We start from the raw sequence: 16740 nt of genomic DNA, 5'->3' as shown, positions 1-16740 counted from the left end.
AAGGGAGTGCCCCCGCTCCGTACGCGCACCTGGTCCGAACGTCTACGGGCCGTCCAGGTCCTGGAGGGTCGCGGTCGACGGGGCCCGCCGCACCGCCAGGTCCCGCCCGACCGCCTCGCCGTCCGCCAGGACCCGCACGGAGTTGGACCACGTCAGCTTCGCGAGGTCCCCCCGGGACCACCCCCGCAGCCGCAGCTCCGCGATCAGGTTCGGATAGCCGGACACGTCGGAGAGGCCGTCCGGCGTGAACGCCGTGCCGTCGTAGTCGCCGCCGATGCCGAGGTGGTCGACGCCCGCGACCTCCCGCATGTGGTCGAGGTGGTCCGCGACGTCCGCGACCCGCGCCACGGGCCGGGGCCGCTCCGCCTCGAACGCGCGGTGCGCCCGCATCGCCTCCGGGGAGGTGTCCAGGTGGTGGAAGCCGTGCGCCCGCAGGTTCTCGTCGGCGGCGGCCGTCCACGCGACGGCGGCCGGGAGGACGAACTTCGGCACGAAGGTCACCATCGCCACGCCCCCGTTCGCGGGCAGCCGCTCCAGGACGTCGTCGGGGACGTTGCGGGGGTGGTCGCAGACGGCCCGCGCCGAGGAGTGGGAGAAGATCACCGGCGCGACGCTGGTGTCGAGCGCGTCGCGCATGGTCGTCGCCGCCACGTGCGAGAGGTCCACCAGCATCCCCAGGCGGTTCATCTCGCGGACCACCTCCCGCCCGAACTCCGTGAGGCCGCCCGCCGCGGGAACGTCCGTGGCCGAGTCGGCCCAGGGCACGTTGTCGTTGTGGGTGAGCGTCAGGTACCGCACGCCCAGCGCGTACAGGGCCCGCAGGGTGGCGAGCGAACTGTTGATGGAGTGGCCGCCCTCCGCCCCCATGAGGGAGGCGATCCGCCCCTCGCGGCGGGCCCGCTCCAGATCGGCCGCGGTGCTCGCCGGAGCCAGGTCCGCCGGGTGACGGTCCATCAGTTGGCGTACGCAGTCGATCTGTTCGAGCGTGGCGCTGACCGCGGAGTCGCCGGTGAGGTCGGTGCGGACGTACACGGACCAGTACTGGGCGCCGACCCCGCCGGCTCGCAGCCGGGCGAGGTCGGTGTGCAGATGGGCGCTCTGGTCGGCGGCGAGGTCCCGCGCGGCGAACTCGTAGCGGACCTGCTCGCGCAGCGCCCACGGCAGGTCGTTGTGACCGTCCACCACGGGGAAGTCCGCCAGCAGGGCCCGGGCCTCCTCCAGCGCCCGGGCCCGGTCCTCCGCGCCGCCGGTGGGGCGCGGGGCGGTCACTTGTTGCCCGCGAAGCCGAAGCCGCCGGTGGCCCCGCCCTCGACCTTGGCCCGCAGCCGCTTGCCCTTCTCGGTGGCCTGGTCGTTCAGCTGCTGCTGGAACTCCCGCATGCGGGCGAGGAGTTCCTCGTCGTGCGCGGCGAGGGTGCGGGCCGCGAGCAGCCCGGCGTTGCGGGCGCCCCCGACGGACACCGTCGCGACGGGCACCCCGGCGGGCATCTGGACGATGGAGAGCAGGCTGTCCATGCCGTCCAGGTACTTCAGCGGAACGGGCACGCCGATGACCGGCAGCGGGGTCACGGAGGCCAGCATGCCCGGCAGGTGGGCGGCGCCGCCCGCACCGGCGATGATCGCCTTCAGTCCGCGGTCCGCCGCCTGCTCGCCGTACGCGATCATCTCGTGGGGCATCCGGTGCGCGGAGACCACACCGACCTCGTAGGGGATCTCGAACTCGTCGAGGGCCTGGGCGGCGGCCTCCATGACGGGCCAGTCCGAGTCGGAGCCCATCACGATGCCCACGAGCGGGGCGGTGGACGGGCGGCTGAGCGTGGCGGCGGGCGACGACGGGGTCATTCGGTGATCGTTCCTCTGAGGTAGCCGGCTGCGTGACGGGCGCGTTCCAGTACGTCGGCCAGCTCGTCGCCGTAGGTGTTGACGTGACCGACCTTGCGGCCGGGCTTCACGTCCTTGCCGTACATGTGGATCTTCAGGCCCGGGTCGCGGGCCATGCAGTGCAGGTACGCGGAGTACATGTCCGGGTAGTCGCCGCCGAGGACGTTGCACATGACCGTCCAGGGCGCGCGCGGGCGCGGGTCGCCGAGCGGGAGGTCGAGCACGGCGCGGACGTGGTTCGCGAACTGGGAGGTGATCGCGCCGTCCTGGGTCCAGTGCCCGGAGTTGTGGGGCCGCATCGCCAGTTCGTTGACGAGGACCCGGCCGTCGGCGGTCTCGAACAGCTCCACCGCGAGGTGCCCGACCACCTCCAGCTCCTTGGCGATCCGCAGCGCCATCTCCTCGGCGTGCAGGGCGAGCTCGGGCTCCAGATCGGGCGCGGGGGCGATGACCGTGTCACAGACCCCGTCGACCTGCCGGGACTCCACCACCGGGTAGGCGACGGCCTGGCCGTGCGGGGAGCGCACCACGTTCGCGGCCAGCTCCCGGACGAAGTCGACCTTCTCCTCGGCCAGCACCGGCACCCCGGCACGGAACGGCTCCGCGGCCTCCTCGGCGCTGCGGACCACCCACACGCCCTTGCCGTCGTAGCCGCCGCGCACCGTCTTCAGCACCACGGGGAAGCCGTCGGGGGAGTCCGCCGTGGCGCCCTGCGCGGCGAAGGCCACCACGTCCGCGGGGTCCGCGACGATGCGGTGCCGGGGGCAGGGCACGCCGATCTCGGTGAGCCGGGCGCGCATGACCCCCTTGTCCTGCGCGTGCACCAGCGCGTCCGGGCCGGGGCGCACGGGGATGCCGTCCGCCTCCAGGGCCCGTAGGTGCTCGGTGGGCACGTGCTCGTGGTCGAAGGTGATCACGTCACAACCGCGTGCGAAGTCCCGCAGGGTGTCCAGGTCGCGGTAGTCGCCGATGACGACGTCGCCGACGACTTGGGCCGCGGAATCCTGCGGGGTGTCGCTGAGGAGCTTGAACCTGATGCCGAGCGGGATGCCTGCTTCGTGGGTCATGCGCGCGAGCTGGCCCCCGCCGACCATGCCGACTACCGGGAATGTCACGCCCCCAGGGTATCCGCGTGGCCGAAACGGATGCCCACGGGCGGGTCGGAAGGGAGCTGGTTAGCATGGTGGGGTTGACGAATGCGACTGCGCGACCGACTGAGCGGGGACTGGGCGGCACCATGACCAACGGTGGTACGGGGGCCCCGGCGCGGTCGGAGGGTTCGTTGTGGCGACGCGTGGAACGCCTGCGGCGCGAGTTGTTGAAGTTCGGCGCGGTCGGCGGCGCCGGCATCGTCGTCAACCTGCTCGTCTTCAACCTGGTGCGTGCGGTGTCCGACCTGCCCGTGGTGCGCGCCGGCATCATCGCGACGATCGTCGCCATCGCCTTCAACTACCTGGGGTTCCGGTACTTCACCTACCGTGACCGCGACAAGAGCGGGCGCACCCGGGAGATGAGCCTGTTCCTGCTGTTCAGCGCGATCGGGCTGGTCATCGAGAACGGCGTGCTCTACGCGGCGACCTACGGCTTCGGCTGGGACACCCCGTTGCAGAGCAACTTCTTCAAGTTCTTCGGCATCGGCGTCGCGACCCTGTTCCGCTTCTGGTCGTACCGCACCTGGGTGTTCCGCGCCCTGCCGACGGCTTCCGCGGTCACCGCGGCGGAACGTTTCCTTGAGGAGCAGCCGGTGCCGGACCCCCGAGCGGCGGGCGGCGTCCGCGGCGCCGGCGCGACCCCGCTGTCCGGCCAGCGGACGCGGTAGCTCATCTGACCTGCTTGTCGCCGCCCCGCGACGGCCGGGCGACCTGGCTCCGGGACAGGAACAGCCCGAACACCGGCGGCCTGAGCTGGAGCATCTCCAGACGTCCGCCGTCCGCCTCGGCGAGGTCGCGGGCGACCGCGAGGCCGATCCCGGTGGAGTTGTGGCCGCTGATCGTCCGCTCGAAGATGCGCGAGCCGAGGTGCGCCGGGACGCCCGGGCCCTCGTCCGTCACCTCGATGACCGCCTGGTTGCCGGTGACCCTGGTCCGCAGGGCCACCGTGCCCCCGCCGTGCACCAGGGAGTTCTCGATCAGCGCGGCGAGCACCTGGGCGACCGCGCCGGGGGTGCCCACCGCCCGCAGGTGCCGCTTGCCGGAGCTGACGACCGCCCGGCCCTCGCTCCGGTACGCGGGACGCCACTCGGCGAGCTGCTGGGTGATCACCTCGTCCAGCTCGAAGGAGACGGCGGAGCCCGTACGGGGGTCGCGGGAGTTGGTGAGCAGGCGCTCCACCACATCGGTGAGGCGTTCCACCTGGGCCAGGGCGATGGACGCCTCGTCACGGGCCGTGGTCAGGTCGTCGGTGACGGTGATCTCCTCCAACCGCATCGACAACGCGGTCAGCGGGGTCCGTAGCTGGTGGGAGGCGTCGGCCGCGAGACGGCGCTCGGCGGTCAGCATCCGGGCGATGCGTTCCGCGCTGGAGTCCAGCACGTCGGCGACCCGGTCCAGCTCGGGGACGCCGTAGCGGCGGTGCCGGGGGCGCGGGTCGCCCGAGCCCAGGCGCTCGGCGGTCTCCGCGAGGTCCGTGAACGGGGAGGTCAGACGGTTGGCCTGGCGCACGGCGAGCAGGACGGCGGCGACGATCGCGAGCAGGGCGACCCCGGCGATGATCACCAGGGTGCGGCCCACCTCGCGGGTCACCGCGGAGCGGGACTCCTTGACGGTGACCGTCTCGCCCTGTTCCCCGTGGGCGGTCTCGGTGATCACGTCGCCCGTGGGGGGCTCGCCGATCTCCACGATGCCCTGCTCCGGGATGTCGATGCGGGCGTAGCGGCCGGAGCCGACCTGGGCGCTGAGGGCGGCGCTGGTGATGCGTTGGTCGCCGAGGAGGCGGCTGTCCACGATGCTCGCGAGCTGGATCGCTTCGGCTCGGACGCGTTCCTGGGCGCTGTCGCTGATCGTTCGGGTCTCCACGATGACCAGGGAGACTCCGAATACGGCGATGACCACGAGGACGACCGCGAGGGTGGAGTGGATCAGCCTTCTGCGCATGCTCGTAACGTAGTGGTTGCCCCTTCCCGTACGTCCACCTGCGGTGCACTGTCCCGTGCGGGTGCGCGGTTGTTCTGCGCAGTTCCCCGCGCCCCTATCGAGGTGCGTTCACCTGGCGGTGCGCTGTCGGGCTCGGGTGCGTTCCGCTGCACGCGCGTTGTCCGGCTCGGGTACGCCGTGGTTTCGCGCAGTTCCCCGCGCCCCTGAAGGGGCACGGTTTGCGCGGAGGTCCGCCTTCCCCTGCGGCCACAGGGCAACGCACCCGAGGCTGAACGGGCCCAACAGCGCACCCGCACAGGACAGCGCACCCGAGGCTGAACGGGCCCGATAGGGGCGCGGGGAACTGCGCAAGACCACCGCGCACCCGCACGGGACAGCGCACCGCAGGTGGACGCACCTGGATCAGGGGCGCGGGGAACTGCGCGAAACGACAGCGCACGGCAGGTGGTCGTAAGGGCCCCGCCGCGGGTAGCGGTCAGTTCTTTTCGAAGCGGAACCCGACCCCCCGAACCGTCGCGATGTACCGCGGATTCGCCGCGTCATCGCCCAGCTTCTTGCGCAGCCAAGAGATGTGCATGTCCAACGTCTTCGTGGAGGACCACCACGTCGTGTCCCAGACCTCCCGCATCAACTGGTCCCGGGTGACGACCCGCCCCGCGTCCCGCACCAGCACCCGCAGCAGGTCGAACTCCTTCGCCGTGAGCTGGAGCTCCTCCTCCCCCATCCACGCCCGGTGCGACTCGACGTCGATCCGCACCCCGTGCGTGGACGGCGGCTGCTGGGGCTCGGCGGCGCCCCGCCGCAGCAGCGCCCGGACCCGGGCCAGCAACTCGGCGAGCCGGAACGGCTTGGTGACGTAGTCGTCCGCGCCCGCGTCGAGCCCGACCACGGTGTCCACCTCGTCGGCCCGCGCGGTCAGGATCAGGATCGGCACCGTGTGCCCCTCCGCCCGCAGCCGTCGGGCGACTTCCAGTCCGTCCATCCCGGGGAGCCCCAGGTCCAGGACGACCAGGTCGACGCTGCCCTGCATGCCGGCTTCCAGCGCGGTGGGTCCGTCCTCACGCACTTCGACCTCGTAACCCTCCCGGCGCAGGGCGCGGGCCAGCGGCTCCGAGATGGACGCGTCGTCCTCGGCGAGCAGTACACGGGTCATGACCCGATGGTAGTCCGGTGGGGGGCCGCCCAGGGAGACGCCGGGAGTCGGGGACGGCCCGGGATTTCGGCCCTGCGGGTGTGGGGTGGCACTCTGGCTCGGACCTTTGAATGCGTGTCGATAGGGCATGCGTCCCTGTGTTCCATCTCTCAGGTGTGGGCATAGGCTTCCGAATTCCCGCAAGTCGTGTCGTATGGTGTGAGAACGCCTGTAGCACGTACCGAGGACCCCGTGGCCGCTATGGCGCGCCCGGGGTCCTTCGTCGTGCGGGCCGACCGCCCGTCGGCCTCGAAAGGAATGACCTGTGGCCGGGCCCCGGTGCGAGAGCGCGCGCGGGGCGTGGCTCCCGGTGTCTCCCGCCCTTCGTTCCCGCCGGCCCGTCCGGACGCCGGAACGGATCCCCCCTTGGGCGTAAGGGTGGGCGGTGCGGCGCCGGTGCCGGCCAGCCCCCCACCGGGCGCGCTCCCGTTCCACGCCGCGCGTCCCGAACACCAAGGATCGACCCATGGCGTCCAGCCTGACGAAGGAATCACCCGGCATCCCCGGTGAGAAGACCTTCTTCGGCCACCCCCGTGGCCTGGCCACCCTGTTCATGACCGAGATGTGGGAGCGCTTCAGCTTCTACGGCATGAGGGCCCTGCTCCCGCTGTACCTGGTCGCACCCGGAGGTCTGAACCTCAGTGCGACCACCGCGACCGCGATCTACTCGATCTACCTGGCGATGGTGTACCTCCTCGCCATGCCCGGCGGCTGGTTCGGTGACCGCGTCTGGGGTCCCCGCAAGACCGTCGCCGTCGCCGCCTCGGTGATCATGGCCGGGCACATCACCCTGGCGCTGCCGGGCCAGGCCCCGTTCTTCGCCGGGCTGGCGCTCGTCGCGATCGGTTCCGGGCTGCTGAAGGCCAACATCTCCACGATGGTCGGCCATCTGTACGACGGCCCGGAAGACCCCCGTCGGGACGGCGGCTTCACGGTCTTCTACATGGGCATCAACCTGGGTGCCTTCGCCGCTCCGCTGATCATCGGCACCATCGGCGAGAGCGTGAACTGGCACCTCGGCTTCGCGCTCGCCGCGCTGGGCATGGCCATCGGCCTGATCCAGTTCCTGCTGGGCACCCGTCACCTGAGCGCGCGCTCCAGCGTGGTGCCGACGCCGCTGACGGACGTCGAGCGCCGGTCGACCCTGCGCAAGGGTCTGATCTTCCTCGCGATCGCCGTCGTCTTCTACGGCGTCGTGGGCGGTGCGGGCCTGTACACCCTGAACTGGGCGCTGGTCCCGATCACCCTCGCCGGTCTGATCATCCCGATCGTGGTCCTCACCCGGATCAAGCGGGACAAGGACCTGTCCGCGACCGAGCAGTCCCGGATGACCGGATTCATCTGGTTCTTCGCGGCCGCCGCGGTGTTCTGGATGATCTACGACCAGGGCGGCTCGACGCTGGCGCTGTTCGCGAGCGAGTCCACCAACACCACGGTCCTCGGCTTCGACTTCCCCGTCTCCTGGTTCCAGTCGATCAACCCGGTGCTGGTGATGGCGCTGGCCCCGGTCCTCGCCTGGTTGTGGCTGGCGTTGAACCGGATGGGCAAGGAGCCCAGTACGGTCGTCAAGTTCTCGTCGGCACTGCTCCTGGTCGGCGCGTCGTTCCTGGTCTTCCTGATCCCGCTGACCATGTCGGGGGACGGGACGAAGGTCGCCGTGTGGTGGATGGTCGCCATCTACTTCGCGCAGACGCTGGGCGAGCTGTGCCTGTCCCCGGTCGGCCTGTCGGTCACCACGAAGATGGCGCCGGAGAAGTACGGCTCCCAGATGATGGGCGTCTGGTTCCTCGCGGTGACCGCGGGCGACTGCACCACCGGCCTGCTGTCGATCGCCGGGGTCGACCTCAACAAGTCCGGGATCGTCGCCCTGGAGGCGACGCTCGCGATCCTCGCCGGCGTGGGCTTCTTCCTGTACCGCAGGCAGGTCAAGACCTTGCTGGGCGGCGTGCGGTAGGGCGCGCGGCGCACGACGTTCCTCCGGGGGCGTGACCGGGACCCATCGGGTCGCGGTCACGCCCCCGGAGGCGTTCTCGGAGGCGTTCTCGGGCGGCGGCGGGTCAGCCAGGTGCGCCGAGTTCCGCCCACACGGTCTTGCCGGAGACGCCGGGGGTGCGGACCACGCCCCAGTCCAGGCAGAGCCGTTGGACGATGAACATGCCGTGTCCGCCGGGCCGTCCGGCGCGGTGCGGGGTGCGCGGCGCGGGTGCCCCGCTGCCCCGGTCGACCACCTCGACCCGCAGCACCTTGCCCCGGTGACAGATCGTCATCTCTTCGGGCCCCCCGGCGTGCAGGCACGCGTTGGTGACCAACTCCGAGACGACGAGGAGCACGTCCTCGGCGGCGGCCCGCCGGTCGGCGCCCGAGGCGGGGAGCCACCCCCAGTCGTAGAGGGCCTGTCGGGCGAAGTCCCGGGCCAGCGGTACGACCCCGGGGGCGTCGCGCAGGGCGACCCGGCGCAGACCGGGGGCGCCCGCGTCCGAGGTGCTCGGTGCGGGCGCGCCGGAGGGCGCCGGGGCCGGGGCGGTACCGGACACGGAGTTCCGTGGCTCCGGGCCGCGGTCGCCCGGCGGACGGGGCCGGGTGGTGCTCATCAGCGCTTCACCTCACCGATTCACCGGTTCACCAGTTGCAGCATGTGCCAAGTTCCCAAGTTCCCACATGATCCGGCCGGGTGGCGGGCCTACCGTACGATCCCGCCCCGTCTGCGCGTGTGGCGTCCGGGGCCGAGTGGTCTCCTGCCCGGCGTATCCGTGAGAACACCCACTTTTCCCGCCCACATGGTCATGCCGGGTGTGACTCCGGCAACTTCACGTGGGAAGTGCCCGGAGCGGGGGTGGGGGAGGGGGGCACGGGACCGGGGTCGACGCAGACCCGTGCGGTCATTCGCGCAGTGCGTCGTCCACGGTCGCGTGCACCGTGAACACGGCATCGGCTCCGGTGATCTCGAACACCCTCGCCACCACGGGCAGCATGCCGGCGAGGTGCACTCCGCCGCCGGCGGCCTCGGCCCTGAGCCGGGCGCCGAGGAGGACGTTCAGCCCCGTCGAGTCGCAGAACTCCAGGCGGGAGCAGTCCACGACGAGGCGGGTGACGCCCTCGTCGACGAAGGCGTCGAGGGGTTCCTGGAGCAGTTCGGCGGTGTGGTGGTCAAGCTCACCCGCCGGGGTCACGACTGCGCTCGATCCGTGCGTGTGCACGTCCACCAGAAGGCGGTTCGTATGCGCGCTGCCGACCGTCCCGCGGTCCATGCCGTCTCTCTCTTTCGGGCCCTCCGTGCTGCGTGCGGGCCCTTGGGGATGGGGGTGGGTGTGAGGGGGTGACGCCCTTGCACAGTACGCCCTACGCGACGCACGGAACACCCGAACAACCGCAACAAAAGGGACATTTGCGAATCTAAGAAAACTTGCAAGTGATTCAACAAAGCGGGTAGGGCTAGTAGAGACCGCACTCGAAACGGCCGGCACGGAGGCAAGCCAGACCGCAGGATCGCACGGCCCCGGCAGCCTCATGCCCGGACACGATGGAGGACGACATGTCACCCCGGCTCGACGTATCGCAGCCCCTCGAAGCGGCGTCGGCATCCCGTCCCGCAGTTCCCGACGACACCGCAACACCCGATGGACCCCCCGTCGACACGCGGCAGGCGCCCGTCGCCGTCGCCGACCGGCCCACCGACGTGCGGCCCGACACCCTGGCGGACCTCCCGCCGATCCCCCCGTTCGACGAGGTCGCCCCGTCCGACGCACGGGCGCTGTCGAAGACCTTGTTCGCCCGGCTGGAGACCCTCGAAGAGGGCACCCACGAACACGCCTACGTCCGCAACACCCTGGTCGAGCTGAACCTCGCCCTGGTGAAGTTCGCCGCCTCGCGCTTCCGCACCCGCAGCGAGCCGATGGAGGACATCGTCCAGGTCGGCACGATCGGTCTGATCAAGGCGATCGACCGCTTCGAGCTGAGCCGCGGAGTGGAGTTCCCCACCTTCGCGATGCCGACCATCGTCGGCGAGATCAAGCGTTTCTTCCGGGACACCAGCTGGTCGGTCCGGGTGCCGCGCCGGCTCCAGGAGCTCCGGCTCGACCTCGCCAAGGCCGGCGACGAACTGGCGCAGCGCCTCGACCGCGCACCCACCGTCGCCGAACTCGCGGCGCACCTGGAGCTGTCCCGCGACGAGGTCGTCGAGGGCATGGCCGCGGCCAACGCCTACACGGCCAGCTCGCTGGACGCCCAGCCCGAGGAGGACGACTCGGAGAGCGCGCTCACCGACCGGATCGGCTACGAGGACCACGGACTCGAAGGCATCGAGTACATCGAGTCCCTGAAGCCGCTGATCGCCGGGCTCCCGCAGCGCGACCGGCAGATCCTCTCGCTGAGGTTCGTGGCGAACATGACCCAGTCGGAGATCGGTGAGGAACTGGGCATCTCCCAGATGCACGTCTCCCGACTGCTCTCCCGGACCCTGGGCCGCCTGCGCAAGGGGCTCACCGTCGAGGGGTAGGCCACGGCGGGGCCGGACCACGGGCCGTCGGCAGGACGGTCGTCGTCGCCCGAGCGGTGCCGTCCGGCGGGCAGCGGAGTGCGCCGCTGTCCGCCGGACGGCACCGCCCGCGCCGCTTCCCGGCCCGGGCCCGTGCCGTGTTCAGACCTCCCGGGTGCCGCGCCGCCACACCCGGGAGACCAGCGGCACCCCCGGCCGGTACGCCAGATGGACGTGGCTGGGCGCGTCGAGGAGCAGCAGATCCGCGTACGCCCCCGGCGCGATCCGTCCCACGTCCTCGCGCCGTAGCGCCCGCGCGCCCCCCGCGGTCGCCGCCCACACCGCCTCGTTTGGGGTCAGGCCCATGTCCCGCACGGCGAGGGCGATGCAGAACGGCACGGACGAGGTGAACGAGGAGCCGGGGTTGCAGTCCGTGGACAGCGCCACGGTGACCCCCGCGTCCCACAGCCGCCGGGCGTCCGGCCACTCGGCGCGGGTGGAGAACTCCGCGCCCGGCAGCAGCGTCGCCACCGTGTCGCCCGCCGCGAGCGCGGCCACGTCCGCCTCGCTGAGGTACGTGCAGTGGTCCGCGCTGGCCGCGCCGGCTTCCACCGCGAGCTGCACCCCGGGCCCGTGGCCGAGCTGGTTGGCGTGCACCCGGGGAACGAGCCCCCGGGCGGCGCCGGCCGTCAGTACGGCCCGGGCCTGGTCCGCGTCGAAGGCGCCCCGTTCGCAGAACACGTCCACCCAACGGGCGTGCGGGGCGCAGGCGTCCAGCATCGGACCGGTGACCAACGCGACGTAGGCCGCCGGGTCGTCCGCGTACTCGGGCGCCACGACATGGGCGCCGAGGTAGGTGACCTCGTCGGTGTGGCGGGCGGCGATCCGCAGGGCCCGCTCCTCGTCGGCGACGGTCAGCCCGTACCCGGACTTGGTCTCGAAGGTCGTCGTCCCCTGCCGCAGCGCCTCGCCCAGGTACCGGACGAGGTTGGCCTCCAACTCCGCGTCGGTGGCGGCCCGGGTCGCCGCGACCGTGGTGCGGATGCCGCCGGCGGCGTACGGGCGGCCCGACATCCGGGCGGCGAACTCCTCGGTGCGGTCCCCGGCGAACACCAGGTGGGAGTGGGAGTCCACGAACCCGGGGAGGCCGGCCCGGCCCTGCGCGTCGTACACCTCGTCGGCGTCCGGCGCCCGGTCGGCGGGACCCACCCAGGCGATCCGCTCGCCCTCGATCACGACGGCGGCGTCCCGGAGCAGCCCCAGCGGGGACCCGTCGCCCGCGCCGGGGTCGTTGGTGACGAGGGAGCCGATACGGGTGATGAGGGTGGTACTCATGGGGTCCTCTCCGGGCAGCAGCGGATCAGGGGCACCTCCAGACTCCCACGCCCCGCGCGCCGCAGCCCGACCCCAACCCCTCCCCGGTCAGCGCAGCTGCGTCGCCAGGTCGCCCAGCGCGGCGGTCGCCCGGTGCAGCAGCCCCGGACCGAAGGTGATCCGGGTGGCGCCGAGTCCGCCCAGCTCCCGCAGCGACCCCCGCAGGGCGTGAGCGGGGCCGCTGACCTCCGCGACCACGTTCAACGGTCCGTCAACACCCGCCCGCAGCACTGCAATCGCCGAGCGGGGGGCCAGGATCGGGTACACGCAGTCCGCGCCGGCCGCGACGTACGCCCGGGCCCGGTCCACCGCCGCCGCGGGGTCCCGGACGCCCCGGACGAAGGTGTCCACCCGGGCGTTGAGGAACAGCCGGTCGCCCGCCGCCGCCCGGACCTCGGCCAGCCAGTCGGCGTGCTGCCGGGGGTCCCTGAGGGTGCCGTCCGGGCCGGTGTCCTCCAGGTTGCAGCCCACGACCCCGGTCTCCAGGAGCCGTTCGACCAGCTCGGCGGGCGGCAGTCCGTAGCCGCCCTCGACGTCCGCCGAGACGGGCGGAGCACCCAGGGGCCGTACCGCGCGGACGATCCGGGCCACCGCCGCGAACATCTCGGCGGGCGGGGTGCTGCCGTCCTCGTAACCGAGGCTCGCCGCGATCCCGGCGCTGGGGGTGGCCAGCGCCGGGAAGCCCGCGGTGACCAGGGCCCGGGCGCTGGCCGCGTCCCAGGGGCCCGGGAGGACCAGCGGGTCGTCGGGGGAGCGGCCGTGGTGGAGGGCCCGGAAGACGTCCACCGGGCGCTGCGTCGTCGCCACCTCAGACACCCTTGTACTGGCCGGGCGTGTAGTGGCCGGGCGCCACCCGAGCGGTGACGTTGAGTCGGTTCCAGGTGTTGATCACGGCGATGGACGCGATCAGCTGGGACAGCTCGACCTCCTCGAAATGGGCCGCGGCCTTCGCGAACACCTCGTCCGGCACGCCGTCCCGGAGGTCGGTGACCGCCTCGGCCAGTTCCAGCGCCGCCAACTCCTTCTCCGTGTAGAAGTGCCGCGACTCCCGCCAGGCGCTCAGCTGGACCAGCCGCTCCGGGGTCTCCCCGGCGACCAGGGCGTCCTTGGCGTGCATGTCGAGGCAGACCGCGCACTGGTTGAGCTGGGAGGCCCTGATCTTCACCAGCTCCAGCACGACGGGGTCCACGCCCTTCGCGGAGGCCGCGGTCAGCTTGATCATCGTCTTGAAGACCTCGGGGGAGTGCGTCCCCCACCGCAGTCGGGCGGGCTCCTCGGGCGCGTACTCGGTGACGGTGGCTGCGGTCGGCGCGTCGTTCTGTGTCGTCGTCATGAGGACGAGCCTAGGGACGGAGCAGCCCAGGAGTAGGGTCCATTCGGCGTCCGGGATCTTGGGCCACTTTTCGTGCCGGCTTGGCCCGGCGCGGCGCGGCGCGACGCGACGAGGCGACCGCGACGGACCGACGGGAGGAACGGGAGGGACGGGAATGGGTACGGACCCGGGGGCGGGGAGGGCGCGCGGCGGCGGGCTCGGCATCGACCTGCACATCGACCCGGCCGGCCCCGGCGGACTGCGCAAGGGCCTCACCAGCGCCCTGCGCGAAGCCGTCCGCGGCGGTCGCCTCACCCCGGGCACCCGGCTGCCCTCCTCCCGGACCCTCGCCGCGGACCTCGGCATCGCCCGCAACACCGTCGCCGACGCGTACGCCGACCTCGTCGCCGAGGGCTGGCTCACCGCCCGCCAGGGCTCGGGCACCCGGGTCGCCGACCGGGCCGTACCCCGCCCCGAGACGCCCGCCCGGGGCCGCCGCGTCCCCGGGCGCCCCGAGTTCACCCTCCAGCCGGGCACCCCCGACCTGTCCGCCTTCCCCCGGGCCGAGTGGCTACGGGCCGCCCGCCGCGCCCTGGCCCGGGCCCCGCACGACGCCCTCGGTTACGGGGATCCGCGGGGCCGTCCCGAACTGCGGCAGGCCCTCGCCGGGTACCTCGCCCGGGTGCGGGGCGTGCGCACCCACCCCGACCACGTCGTCGTCACCGCGGGCTTCGCGCAGGCCCTGCTCGTCCTGGGGCGGCTGCTGGCGCGGCGGGGCGTGCGGGAGGTGGCCGTGGAGTCCTACGGGCTCGACTTCCACCGGGACCTGCTCACCGACGCGGGGCTGCGCACCCCCGCCCTGCCCTGGGGGCCGCGGGGCACCGACACCGGTGCGCTGGACGCCCTCGCGCCCGGCGCGGTGCTGCTCACCCCGGGCCACCAGTTCCCCATGGGGCTCCCGCTGTCGCCCGAGGGCCGGGCCGCCGCCCTCGGTTGGGCCCGGCGGACCGGCTCACTGGTCCTGGAGGACGACTTCGACGGCGAGTTCCGCTACGACCGGCAGCCCCTGGGAGCGCTCCAGGACCTCGACCCCGACCGGGTGGTCTACCTCGGCTCGGCCAGCAAGTCCCTCGCGCCCGGGCTGCGGCTCGGCTGGATGGTGCTGCCCGGGCGGCTCGTCGCCGAGGTCACCGCGGACAAGGGGCCCGGCTGGGCGTGCGGGGCGCTCGACCAGCTCACCCTCGCGGAGTTCCTCGCCTCCGGCGCCTACGACCGGCACGTGCGCGCGATGCGGTTGCGCTACCGCCGTCGGCGGGACCAGCTCGTCGCCGCGCTCGCCGAGCGGGCCCCCGACGTCAAGGTCACCGGGATCGCCGCAGGGTTGCACGCCGTGCTCGAACTGCCGCCGGGCACGGAGCGGTCCGTCCTCCAGGCCGCGGCTCGGCAGGGGCTCTCCCTCTGCGGGCTCGGCATGTTCCGGCATCCGGAGGCCGTGACCCACCGGCAGCCGGACGCCCTCGTCGTCGGTTACGGGATCCCCTCCGACAGTGCTTGGCCGGGCACGCTGGACGCTCTGTGCGCGGTGCTGCCCTGACCTCCCGGAGTCCGTTCGTCCCGTGCGGGTGCGTGGGGGTTGCTCGCGCAGTTCCCCGCGCCCCTTGGTGGTGCGACCTGGTGGGCGTGCGCTGTCCCGTGCGGGTGCGCTGGTGTCGTGCGCAGTTCCCCGCGCCCCTATCGGGGCACGCCGCGCCATCGCACCCCCCACCCACCAGCCCGCCCCGATAGGGGGCGCGGGGAACTCCGCAACACCCACGACGCACCCGCCCAGAACAGCCCCCACCCACCAGCCCGCCCCGATAAGGGGCGCGGGGAACTGCGCAAATCACCAGCGCACCCGCACAGGACAGCGCACGTTCGCCAGGCCGTCCCGATAAGGGGCGCGGGGAACTGCGCGAGCAACCCCCGCGCACCCGCACGGGACAGCGCACGCCTGCCGGGGCGCCCCGATAGGGGGCGCGGGGAACTGCGCGAAACACCAGCGCACCCGCACGGGACAGCGCGGTCCCTAGCCGACGACCTCCCGCAGCCGCTCCAAGCCCCAGTCGAGATCCTTCTCCGCGATGACCAACGGCGGGGCGATCCGAATGGTCGACCCATGAGTGTCCTTGACCAGGACACCCTTCGCCAGCAGCCGTTCGGAGATCTCCCGCCCGGTGCCCCGCGCCGGGTCGACGTCGACGCCCGCCCACAGCCCGCGCCCCCGGACCGTCCGCACCCCGCTGCCCGGCTCCCCGGCCAGCGCCGCCAGCTCCCGGTGCAGGTGCCCGCCCAACTCCGCGGCCCGCTGCTGGTACTCACCCGTCCGCAGCATCGCGATCACCTCCAGGGCCACCGCGCAGGCCAGCGGGTTCCCCCCGAACGTCGACCCGTGCTCGCCCGGCCGGAACACCCCGAGCACCGCTTCGCTGGACACGACCGCCGACACCGGCACCACCCCGCCGCCCAGCGCCTTCCCCAACAGGTAGACGTCCGGGACCACGCCCTCGTGCTCACAGGCGAAGGTCCGCCCGGTCCGCCCCAGACCCGACTGGATCTCGTCCGCGATGAGCAGCACGTTCCGCTCCCGGGTCAGCTCCCGCACCGCCGGCAGGTACCCGGCCGGCGGCACCAGCACCCCGGCCTCGCCCTGGATCGGTTCGATCAGCACCGCGACCGTGTTCTCCGTCAGCGCGTTCCGCATCGCCGTCGCGTCCCCGTACGGCACGATCTCGAAGCCCGGCGTGTACGGCCCGAAGTCCGCCCGGGCATCGGGGTCGGTGGAGAAGCTCACGATGGTCGTCGTCCGGCCGTGGAAGTTGTCCGCGGCCACCACGATCTTCGCCATGTTGTCGGGCACGCCCTTCACCCGGTAGCCCCACTTGCGGGCCGTCTTCACCGCCGTCTCCACCGCCTCGGCGCCCGTGTTCATCGGCAGCACCGTCTCCATCCCGCACAGCGCGGCCAGCTCGGCGCAGAACCGCCCGAACAGATCGTGGTGGAAGGCCCGCGAGGTGAGGGTCACCCGGTCCAGCTGGGCCTTGGCGGCGTCGATCAGCCGCCGGTTGCCGTGGCCGAAGTTCAGCGCCGAGTACCCGGCGAGCAGATCCAGGTAGCGCCGCCCCTCGACGTCGGTCATCCAGGCGCCCTCGGCGGTGGCGATCACCACGGGCAACGGGTGGTAGGTGTGGGCACTGTGCGCCTCCGCCGAGGCGAGGAACCGGGCTGTCGGACTTTCGGTGCTGGACACGGGTTCTCCGTTCATCCTGCGGCCGGCGGGCGCGGTGGCACCCCTTCCTGCCGCTTCTTCCCTGTCGACCGGGCGTTCTTCTATCGTCGCGCGGATCGCAGCCGGTCAAACCTCCCCGGTCGACACGTGT

At 72.6% G+C, this 16740-nt stretch carries 15 protein-coding genes; 4 read left to right on the top strand and 11 right to left on the bottom strand.

Annotated elements, in window-relative coordinates:
• Positions 1-42 precede the first annotated feature (42 nt).
• The 3 genes from ACFYOU_RS02565 to ACFYOU_RS02555 are packed head-to-tail and all read right to left on the bottom strand — an operon-like array spanning position 43 to position 2995.
• Positions 43-1269, bottom strand: a complete 1227-nt coding sequence (locus tag ACFYOU_RS02565; RefSeq protein ID WP_391302926.1) for a membrane dipeptidase — start codon at positions 1267-1269, stop codon at positions 43-45.
• Entirely contained in the window at positions 1266-1841 is a 576-nt protein-coding gene (purE, locus tag ACFYOU_RS02560; RefSeq protein ID WP_389761942.1) for a 5-(carboxyamino)imidazole ribonucleotide mutase, read from the bottom strand. Before purE ends, ACFYOU_RS02565 begins: the two co-directional genes overlap by 4 nt.
• On the bottom strand, positions 1838-2995 hold the full coding sequence (locus ACFYOU_RS02555) for a 5-(carboxyamino)imidazole ribonucleotide synthase (RefSeq protein WP_389761940.1): 1158 nt from the start codon (positions 2993-2995) through the stop codon (positions 1838-1840). Before ACFYOU_RS02555 ends, purE begins: the two co-directional genes overlap by 4 nt.
• A gap of 122 nt (positions 2996-3117) precedes the next feature.
• Between ACFYOU_RS02555 and ACFYOU_RS02550 the strand changes: the two genes are divergently transcribed.
• Positions 3118-3699, top strand: a complete 582-nt coding sequence (locus tag ACFYOU_RS02550) for a GtrA family protein (RefSeq protein ID WP_389761938.1) — start codon at positions 3118-3120, stop codon at positions 3697-3699.
• Position 3700: 1 nt separating this feature from the next.
• Here ACFYOU_RS02550 and ACFYOU_RS02545 read toward each other — a convergent pair whose 3' ends face one another.
• Together ACFYOU_RS02545 and ACFYOU_RS02540 are read right to left on the bottom strand one after the other, a co-directional pair.
• Positions 3701-4972: an ATP-binding protein gene (locus ACFYOU_RS02545; protein WP_389761936.1), complete on the bottom strand. Its 1272-nt coding sequence runs from the start codon at positions 4970-4972 to the stop codon at positions 3701-3703.
• Positions 4973-5447: 475 nt separating this feature from the next.
• The gene (locus ACFYOU_RS02540) at positions 5448-6125 is read right to left on the bottom strand and encodes a response regulator transcription factor (RefSeq protein WP_385486476.1); all 678 of its coding nucleotides are present in this window, start codon (positions 6123-6125) and stop codon (positions 5448-5450) included.
• 505 nt (positions 6126-6630) lie between these two features.
• Between ACFYOU_RS02540 and ACFYOU_RS02535 the strand changes: the two genes are divergently transcribed.
• On the top strand, positions 6631-8118 hold the full coding sequence (locus ACFYOU_RS02535) for an oligopeptide:H+ symporter (RefSeq protein ID WP_389761933.1): 1488 nt from the start codon (positions 6631-6633) through the stop codon (positions 8116-8118).
• Between the two features lie 103 nt (positions 8119-8221).
• Here the strand turns inward: ACFYOU_RS02535 and ACFYOU_RS02530 are convergent, their stop codons facing one another.
• Both ACFYOU_RS02530 and ACFYOU_RS02525 read right to left on the bottom strand, forming a co-directional pair.
• Positions 8222-8755, bottom strand: coding sequence for an ATP-binding protein (locus tag ACFYOU_RS02530; protein WP_389761931.1), 534 nt, complete (start codon positions 8753-8755; stop codon positions 8222-8224).
• Between the two features lie 288 nt (positions 8756-9043).
• Positions 9044-9412, bottom strand: a complete 369-nt coding sequence (locus ACFYOU_RS02525) for an STAS domain-containing protein (protein WP_385486470.1) — start codon at positions 9410-9412, stop codon at positions 9044-9046.
• Between the two features lie 272 nt (positions 9413-9684).
• Here ACFYOU_RS02525 and ACFYOU_RS02520 point away from each other — a divergent pair, with 272 nt between their 5' ends.
• The gene (locus ACFYOU_RS02520; protein WP_391302922.1) at positions 9685-10659 is read left to right on the top strand and encodes a SigB/SigF/SigG family RNA polymerase sigma factor; all 975 of its coding nucleotides are present in this window, start codon (positions 9685-9687) and stop codon (positions 10657-10659) included.
• Positions 10660-10800: 141 nt separating this feature from the next.
• Here ACFYOU_RS02520 and hutI read toward each other — a convergent pair whose 3' ends face one another.
• From hutI to ACFYOU_RS02505, 3 genes are all read right to left on the bottom strand, one after another.
• Positions 10801-11973 carry an imidazolonepropionase gene (hutI, locus tag ACFYOU_RS02515; protein ID WP_391302920.1) on the bottom strand — a complete coding sequence of 391 codons (1173 nt, stop codon included), beginning with the start codon at positions 11971-11973 and terminating at the stop codon, positions 10801-10803.
• An 87-nt stretch (positions 11974-12060) separates the two neighbouring features.
• Positions 12061-12819 (bottom strand): isocitrate lyase/phosphoenolpyruvate mutase family protein, encoded by a 759-nt coding sequence (locus tag ACFYOU_RS02510; protein ID WP_391302917.1) that lies wholly within the window; start codon positions 12817-12819, stop codon positions 12061-12063.
• 1 nt (position 12820) lies between these two features.
• A complete protein-coding gene (locus ACFYOU_RS02505) occupies positions 12821-13345 on the bottom strand; it encodes a carboxymuconolactone decarboxylase family protein (protein ID WP_391302915.1) in 525 nt (174 codons plus the stop codon).
• 154 nt (positions 13346-13499) lie between these two features.
• Between ACFYOU_RS02505 and ACFYOU_RS02500 the strand changes: the two genes are divergently transcribed.
• On the top strand, positions 13500-14918 hold the full coding sequence (locus tag ACFYOU_RS02500; RefSeq protein WP_391302913.1) for an aminotransferase class I/II-fold pyridoxal phosphate-dependent enzyme: 1419 nt from the start codon (positions 13500-13502) through the stop codon (positions 14916-14918).
• Between the two features lie 471 nt (positions 14919-15389).
• Here ACFYOU_RS02500 and rocD read toward each other — a convergent pair whose 3' ends face one another.
• Positions 15390-16625 carry an ornithine--oxo-acid transaminase gene (rocD, locus tag ACFYOU_RS02495; RefSeq protein ID WP_389761919.1) on the bottom strand — a complete coding sequence of 412 codons (1236 nt, stop codon included), beginning with the start codon at positions 16623-16625 and terminating at the stop codon, positions 15390-15392.
• Between the last annotated feature and the right edge of the window lie 115 nt (positions 16626-16740).

Source organism: Streptomyces sp. NPDC005955 (assembly GCF_042871255.1).
In the GTDB taxonomy this organism is placed as follows: Bacteria; Actinomycetota; Actinomycetes; order Streptomycetales; family Streptomycetaceae; genus Streptomyces.
This window is presented reverse-complemented; position numbering and strand designations above follow the sequence as displayed.

Coding starts and splice junctions, on each gene's coding strand:
- ACFYOU_RS02505 (WP_391302915.1), bottom strand. CDS start 13,345: ATGACGACGACACAGAACGACGCGCCGACCGCAGCCACCGTCACCGAG.
- ACFYOU_RS02520 (WP_391302922.1), top strand. CDS start 9,685: ATGGAGGACGACATGTCACCCCGGCTCGACGTATCGCAGCCCCTCGAA.
- purE (WP_389761942.1), bottom strand. CDS start 1,841: ATGACCCCGTCGTCGCCCGCCGCCACGCTCAGCCGCCCGTCCACCGCC.
- ACFYOU_RS02530 (WP_389761931.1), bottom strand. CDS start 8,755: ATGAGCACCACCCGGCCCCGTCCGCCGGGCGACCGCGGCCCGGAGCCA.
- hutI (WP_391302920.1), bottom strand. CDS start 11,973: ATGAGTACCACCCTCATCACCCGTATCGGCTCCCTCGTCACCAACGAC.
- ACFYOU_RS02540 (WP_385486476.1), bottom strand. CDS start 6,125: ATGACCCGTGTACTGCTCGCCGAGGACGACGCGTCCATCTCGGAGCCG.
- ACFYOU_RS02535 (WP_389761933.1), top strand. CDS start 6,631: ATGGCGTCCAGCCTGACGAAGGAATCACCCGGCATCCCCGGTGAGAAG.
- ACFYOU_RS02500 (WP_391302913.1), top strand. CDS start 13,500: ATGGGTACGGACCCGGGGGCGGGGAGGGCGCGCGGCGGCGGGCTCGGC.
- ACFYOU_RS02545 (WP_389761936.1), bottom strand. CDS start 4,972: ATGCGCAGAAGGCTGATCCACTCCACCCTCGCGGTCGTCCTCGTGGTC.
- rocD (WP_389761919.1), bottom strand. CDS start 16,625: ATGAACGGAGAACCCGTGTCCAGCACCGAAAGTCCGACAGCCCGGTTC.
- ACFYOU_RS02525 (WP_385486470.1), bottom strand. CDS start 9,412: ATGGACCGCGGGACGGTCGGCAGCGCGCATACGAACCGCCTTCTGGTG.
- ACFYOU_RS02550 (WP_389761938.1), top strand. CDS start 3,118: ATGACCAACGGTGGTACGGGGGCCCCGGCGCGGTCGGAGGGTTCGTTG.